This window comes from Pseudomonas sp. N40(2020), assembly GCF_014472415.1.
Taxonomy (GTDB): domain Bacteria; phylum Pseudomonadota; class Gammaproteobacteria; order Pseudomonadales; family Pseudomonadaceae; genus Aquipseudomonas.
The window spans coordinates 70,847-76,846 of the sequence record NZ_JACSZV010000030.1; the positions used below are offsets into that span (position 1 = coordinate 70,847).

The following is a 6,000-nucleotide window of genomic DNA, read 5'->3' on the forward strand; positions in this document are numbered from 1 at the left end:
TGGCCGACATGAGGGCGTTGAGGTCGTCGATGTTCTTCCCCACAAAAAGAGCAATGCGGATGAGCAAAATAATGAGAAAAAACACGCTGGCGGCAATGATGATTGCTTCAACAACGACCTCAGTTATGGCCGAGGGGCATTTGCTCGCGGTGGGAGGGATGCTGAGGGCGAGCAACTTGCCTGTGTATCAGAAATTTGTTGATCTTGCGGGTGGCCCTGCCGCGGCAAAAATCGTGATCATGCCCACGGCCAGTGGCAGCTTAAGTTCCAGCAAACGCTTTCAAGGCGAGCTTCTGGCTCTGGGTTTACCGGCTGCTCACGTCACTATTGCCTCGATTGACAGCAAAAATTATACGAAGACCATGAACGACGCTGACGCGGTCAGCCCTATCACGCAGGCAAGTGCCGTATGGTTTGTTGGCGGTGACCAGGCGCGAATAGCCAAGGCTTTGATTAACACTGATGGTAGCGACTCGCTGGCGATGCAAGCGGTTCGCAAAGTGTACGAGCAAGGTGGAGTCATTGGCGGCACTAGCGCAGGCGCAAGCATTCTCGGTGCGCAAATGCCAACAGCGTATGGGGTTGTCATGGACACGTTGGATTTCGGTGTCGCGAAGTCCGCTGGGCAGCGTGGCGTAGCGTTACTCAAAGGCTCAGGCTTGTTCACTGCAGGAATAATTGATCAGCACTTGGATCAGTTGGAAGAAACCAGTACCGGCCGCACGGCGCGCATGGCGAGTTATCTTATCGGCGGGCGGAGTATGAAAGGCTTCGGACTCGACACCAACACTGCTATGTGGGTGAAGCCTGGTGGTCAGATCGAGGTCATAGGCGAGGGTTACCTGACGATAATGGATGCCAGTCATGCGAACAAACAGTTCGGGGTATATGGCACTGAGTTGCATAATGTACGTCTCGCGATGTTGGGCAATGGTGACCAGTACGATCTTTCGACCGAGGCTGTATCGCCGGCAGAAGGCAAAGAAGTCATTAAAGCTGGCGATGAGTACCTGGTAGGTAACCAGTTGATCACTGACTTGTCAGCAGTGGCTGCGATGCGTCGGGCAGTGCTTTATGGCCTGGCGGACAACACGGCGACTCGCCAAGTGGGTTTAATGACTAGGTACAATCCTCTCAACGGCTACCACTACGGCTACCGGTTCGAATTCTCAAAAACCCCGGACTTTATTGCGCACAGTAACAGCTATGACTCATTGACAAATTACTCGGCTCAGGGCGTCCGTCTTGACATAACTCCTGTTGATGCCTGGTTGAGGCCTGCTCATAAAAATGTGCCCACTGACATCCCTGAAAGTCCGGAATTCGCTGCGGTACGCGCTGTTGTTTTTCGTGGGCTGATGACCTGCAACGAGTCCAATGCCTTCGAACCTCACCGCGCTATCACTCGGGGCGAGTTGGCCAACACCTTGCAGATGGCGTTGGCCGGCGAAATGAAGGTCGACAAGCGTCCTGTATTCAATGATCTTCCAGCGGACTCACCGTTACTGAGTCAGGCCGAAATTGTCGTCTCTAACGGATGGATGAAAAGCGGACCAGAGTTTCAGGCGAGCAAACCGGTCAGCAGCGAAGAATGGGCTGAAGCAGGTAAGGTTCTGATTGCCCAAGGGCGAAACACGACATTAATACTAAACCCGCCTAAGGGTAAGACCGTGCGCCGAGATGAGGTGGCTAATCTAGTGGCTAGTGTTTTTGAGCTGAATAGACAACCTTAAAGATTACTCAGCCGAAAGTTGGCTGCGATGTCTCGGTGAGTGAGTAGGTAGATGCATCTCGACGAAATTGAAATTCGTGCGTTAACTAACTTGTTTCGTCGAGAGGACATGGATCTTGCTTTAAGGGTGCGAGATAATAACTTATTTAAGGTGTTGGCTCGTGAAAAGACCAGCGCTGGTTTTTATTCGATTATTCAATGCACCTTTAAAACGAGATTCATGTCGGAGATCGGAGAAAGGTCCTGGGCATTCGAACATCCGCTGCTGAGTCAGCGTTCTGGCGCTTGGCCTGATGAACTTTTGCCTAGACACTTAATTTAAACAAAAACTATATAACCTGTTTTCTGAATTGATTTTTTAATCAGATGCTAATGTTTTGCTTGCCTTTCAAATGTGCGGGCTAGTCATCGATGATATCGGAGATGCAAAAACTCACGCTTGGCAGGTGTCGGGCGGGTTATGTCATTACTTTACAGGAGCCAATTCTGCGACAATAAGATCCATCAGCAATCGAACCCTTTTTGGCAGCATCTGAGTATGCGGATACACGATGTGTAAAGCGGTTGTACCGGCTGTATATTCCGGTAATAGCTCAATCAAACGACCTGCATCCAGATCTGCTCGCACATCCCATATGGATTTCAGGCAGATCCCGTACCCTGCCAGACACCACTGCCGGACCAGCCCTCCATCGTTCGCAACTCGCCGCCCGTGAACGACCACACGGTGCTCCGTGCCGTTTTTGGCAAATGACCACTCGCGCGATATATTTTTCCCGAAGCGCATCACCAAACACTCATGCCGCGTTAAGTCTTCAGGGCATAGGGGGATTCCATTCACTGCCAAATAGTCCGGTGACGCGCAAACCGCTCTTCGGTTCTCTGCAATAGATTTCGCGTGCAGTGTACTGTCAGTCAACGTTCCATAACGTATCGAAAAATCCACACCCTCACCTAAGGGGTCGATATAGCCATCGTTCAGGTTTAGTTCGATGGTTACTTCAGGATGCTCGATCAAGAATCGGGCGAGGATTGGCTCAATAAGTTGGCGTCCCAAGTCATGAGGAGCGCTGAGACGGATAGGCCCCGAGACATGTGACGAACCAAGACGAATGCTGGAGTGGAGTTCGTCTGCGTCTTTGAGCAAGCGGCGAGCCCCCTCTACCAACACGCGTCCTTCATCTGTCAAATGAATGGCGCGAGTAGATCGCTTGATCAGGCTTGCGCCGTAATAACTTTCTAACTGCGCAAGCCGTTCGGAGACCGACGCCGGCGATAAGCCCATCTCTTTGCCGGCCGCAGACAAACCGCCTTTTTCGACGATTAGTAAAAACAACTCTAGATTTTTTAAAAACATTCTTCGGCTTTTCCGAAATTGATTTTCGATTGTAGGCTAATTGTCAGATTGATTCGTCCGCCCTAACGTATCACTAACGGCTCATAAGGCAATACGCACATATCTGCGGGGGGCTCTCCCGAGGTGACGAGGTCACCTTTGACGGTCGATTAGGTCAGCATTTATGTAATTCATTGCTTTCGTAGCCTTTAAGTCTTATCGAAAAAACTAGCCTTTGGAGAATCGCGATGAAATTCGGTGAAGGAACTATTTCTGTCGTAATCGGCGGCAGCAGTGGAATCGGAAGGGCATTGGCTTTGAGCCTTGAAACTCGGCCTGGCCGGGTGATTGTCGCAAGTCGCAGTAGCGGTCTCGACGTTGGAGACATTGCATCGGTAGAACGTTTTTTTACAGACATCGGATTGGTTGACCATGTCATTTTCACCGCTGGATCAAGCGCACCTGGAGGCCCCTTGGTAAACCTTGATTTCGATACCGCAAAAACTGCATTTGACGTCAAATTCTGGGGAGCCTTAGCTGTCGCCAAAGCAGCAGCACCTCACATCAAGCCCGGCGGCACAATAACGTTTACCTCGGGCTTTCTAGCGCGCAAGACAGTACCAGGAACACTGATAAAAACTGCTATGAATGCTGCCATTGAAGCAGTGGCCAAAATTCTTGCAGTCGAACTGGCACCCGTCAGAGTCAACGTCATCAGCCCTGGCCTGACTGATACCGAGGCCTATCAAGGAATGGAGCCTGTTGCGCGCAAATCCATGCTGGATCAAGCCGCTGCGACTCTGCCCGCGCGTCGCTTTGGGCGTGCGGAAGACATTGCACAGGGGTTTCTTTTTGTCATTGAAAATCCCTTCGTCACAGGCGCAACGATCGATATTGATGGCGGCGCACTGGTCAGGTAGTGCACACAGCATCTTCATCGAGGGGACTTCTGCGCGTTCCCCTCGGTTAGCTGCCTTGAATGGTTCGCTCTGCCATAGGGTGGGGGAATTGCACGTGAACGAGTGGCCAAAAAACCAAAGTGTTCGACATCACTGAAGGAAACCTCATCATGCACAGTTCATACCCAACCAGCAGTTTAATCGTCCGTGCAGTAAGCTCTTTTGTAACGCTGACATTTTCGGTACTTACATTCGCAGCGCCCGTTAATCTTGTAAAGCCAAGCGTGCTAATTATTGACAAAAGCTTATCTCCTGCACAGCTGAAAACAATGGAAACTGTGGCCCGTCGTTATGACACGTATTTGGAATACCGGTAACGAAAGCCTTGCCCGAGAGTGTCTAGCTGAAAACTTTATAGATAAAACCCCACCCGCGGGTCGTGTGCAGGGACCCGAGGGCCCATTGCTGGCATCCAAAGCATTTCGAGAGGCGGTACCGGACCTCAATTGCGACATAGAGCAGATGATCATTGCAGGCGACCGTGTTGTGGCGCACTTACATTTTCAAGGGCATTTTACCGGCACGTTCGGAGCATCTAAAGGTAAAGGCCAGGTGGTAGACTTTGTAGCCACGGATATATATCAAATCCAAAGCGGCAAGATTATTGCGAACTGGCACATTGAAGACAATCTAAAACTAATGAAGCAGATCGCCATCCTGCAAGGAAACACTCATTAGCGTGAAACTCTATCTGTATTCTAGTTTTTATTTTCGAACGAAAATAAGCGCACCCTAATTTAACTTTGCATATCGCTGGGCGGTCTAGTTTAATCAAATGCAGCACTGGCTGGAGCGATGTGATACGCAACATTAGTCTGTTTTCGCGCTACCGTCTTAGGGCTATTACGTAATAAACCAGCAGGTACGGATAGAGCTATCGAAACTTTGGCTTCACGCTGAAGTGTACTCGCACAAAAACGCTCGATTTCTTGAATGAAATAACAGCGGTAGCGGAAAACCTCGGCTCACTCAAATGGATTCAGCCGGCCCAGGCAAACTACCAGAACGGTTCCGATTTATGTTGCGTCCTCCGATCCGGCTTAGGAGGGTATTAAGATGAGGTCACCTGCGTGTAGATGTAAGTTTTTGAACCTGTCCGTACTTCTCTTTTTTGAGGCGTGCGATTTGATTGTTATTCAGGAGAAAATTGCTTATGCACACCCATTTGGTTAGCGCAATGATTGGAGCAATCGCAAGCTCATTTTTTACTAGCTCAGATCTGGGTTTTCTCTCTTTATGCCTACTCAGCGGGGTTTGGGGAGGCGTCTTGAGCCGATTTGTATCAGGCCATATGGAATGGACGCGGGGAGTTGTCGCGTATTGCTTCTCAGTGTTGCTATTTTCAAGCAATGTTAAAGAGCTTTATGGGATGAGTGAGAAAGGCCTCTATCAAGCCATTTGGGGCGAGTTACCGGAAATGTTAATGATGGTTGTCTTGTTACCTTTATTGGCCGTCATTACAGTTCATCTCTTTCGTATAGTAAACAGCGACTGAGTGTTGAAAGTTTTTGCACCAGATTGAAAATCTGAGAGAGATAAAAAATCTATGACTTCGCTGCTGGGGAATTTCCAGCATTTTGTATATTGCGGCGTTTAGAGTTCTCATTGCGCTTAAAATGACCGAGACCAATGCAGAGCTTGTCGAACAATCTAGAGCTTTTTTTGAGGGAAATGTAGCGTCGCTAAAGATCCACAAAGAAGATGGGGCTATTCAGCCGGAACGGACGTACCCCGGGAGTGCGGATCCGTCTCAAAGCAAAGGATGAGTTCTAAGAGGAGTTTTCAACGCGTTTTCGCCGTCTGCACCGCTCTGAGCAGTAGCGCACCTCAGTCCAGCAGCGCGCCTTGTAGTGGTCAACTAATCCCGGACACGACGTTAAGTTTTTTCTCGGCCTGAGCTGGGGCCAGTCCGTTATTGAATTGGTGCGGTCTAATCCAGTTGTACCGATGCATCAGGTAATGACTGATGTCGC

The 6,000-nt window shown here is 49.7% G+C and carries 6 protein-coding genes and 2 pseudogenes; 6 read left to right on the forward strand and 2 right to left on the reverse strand.

Annotated features, from left to right (window positions below; translation table 11 throughout):
- The first annotated feature begins 59 nt into the window (after nucleotides 1–59).
- On the forward strand, nucleotides 60–1,733 hold the full coding sequence (locus IAI51_RS19045) for a cyanophycinase (RefSeq protein ID WP_187679882.1): 1,674 nt from the start codon (nucleotides 60–62) through the stop codon (nucleotides 1,731–1,733).
- 51 nt (nucleotides 1,734–1,784) lie between these two features.
- Nucleotides 1,785–2,054: a hypothetical protein gene (locus IAI51_RS19050; RefSeq protein WP_187679883.1), complete on the forward strand. Its 270-nt coding sequence runs from the start codon at nucleotides 1,785–1,787 to the stop codon at nucleotides 2,052–2,054.
- Nucleotides 2,055–2,198: 144 nt separating this feature from the next.
- Here the strand turns inward: IAI51_RS19050 and IAI51_RS19055 are convergent, their stop codons facing one another.
- Nucleotides 2,199–3,089, reverse strand: coding sequence for a LysR family transcriptional regulator (locus tag IAI51_RS19055; RefSeq protein WP_187679884.1), 891 nt, complete (start codon nucleotides 3,087–3,089; stop codon nucleotides 2,199–2,201).
- A 227-nt stretch (nucleotides 3,090–3,316) separates the two neighbouring features.
- Between IAI51_RS19055 and IAI51_RS19060 the strand changes: the two genes are divergently transcribed.
- The 4 genes and pseudogenes from IAI51_RS19060 (at nucleotide 3,317) to IAI51_RS28000 (ending at nucleotide 5,793) form a co-directional block, all read left to right on the forward strand.
- A complete protein-coding gene (locus IAI51_RS19060; protein ID WP_187679885.1) occupies nucleotides 3,317–3,988 on the forward strand; it encodes an SDR family oxidoreductase in 672 nt (223 codons plus the stop codon).
- A 149-nt stretch (nucleotides 3,989–4,137) separates the two neighbouring features.
- Nucleotides 4,138–4,705: pseudogene (locus IAI51_RS19065) on the forward strand (ester cyclase).
- A gap of 475 nt (nucleotides 4,706–5,180) precedes the next feature.
- Nucleotides 5,181–5,522, forward strand: coding sequence for a hypothetical protein (locus IAI51_RS19070; RefSeq protein ID WP_187679886.1), 342 nt, complete (start codon nucleotides 5,181–5,183; stop codon nucleotides 5,520–5,522).
- Between the two features lie 121 nt (nucleotides 5,523–5,643).
- Nucleotides 5,644–5,793: a DUF2188 domain-containing protein gene (locus IAI51_RS28000; RefSeq protein WP_410458013.1), complete on the forward strand. Its 150-nt coding sequence runs from the start codon at nucleotides 5,644–5,646 to the stop codon at nucleotides 5,791–5,793.
- A 3-nt stretch (nucleotides 5,794–5,796) separates the two neighbouring features.
- On the opposite strand, the pseudogene IAI51_RS28345 reads toward IAI51_RS28000, so the two are convergent.
- Nucleotides 5,797–5,871: pseudogene (locus tag IAI51_RS28345) on the reverse strand (DUF2256 domain-containing protein); the annotation flags it as partial.
- Nucleotides 5,872–6,000: the final 129 nt, after the last annotated feature.

Excerpts from the sequence above, each read along its gene's own strand:
- IAI51_RS19045 (WP_187679882.1), top strand. The coding sequence starts at position 60 with ATGAGCAAAATAATGAGAAAAAACACGCTGGCGGCAATGATGATTGCT.
- IAI51_RS19050 (WP_187679883.1), top strand. The coding sequence starts at position 1,785 with ATGCATCTCGACGAAATTGAAATTCGTGCGTTAACTAACTTGTTTCGT.
- IAI51_RS19055 (WP_187679884.1), bottom strand. The coding sequence starts at position 3,089 with ATGTTTTTAAAAAATCTAGAGTTGTTTTTACTAATCGTCGAAAAAGGC.
- IAI51_RS19060 (WP_187679885.1), top strand. The coding sequence starts at position 3,317 with ATGAAATTCGGTGAAGGAACTATTTCTGTCGTAATCGGCGGCAGCAGT.
- IAI51_RS19070 (WP_187679886.1), top strand. The coding sequence starts at position 5,181 with ATGCACACCCATTTGGTTAGCGCAATGATTGGAGCAATCGCAAGCTCA.
- IAI51_RS28000 (WP_410458013.1), top strand. The coding sequence starts at position 5,644 with ATGACCGAGACCAATGCAGAGCTTGTCGAACAATCTAGAGCTTTTTTT.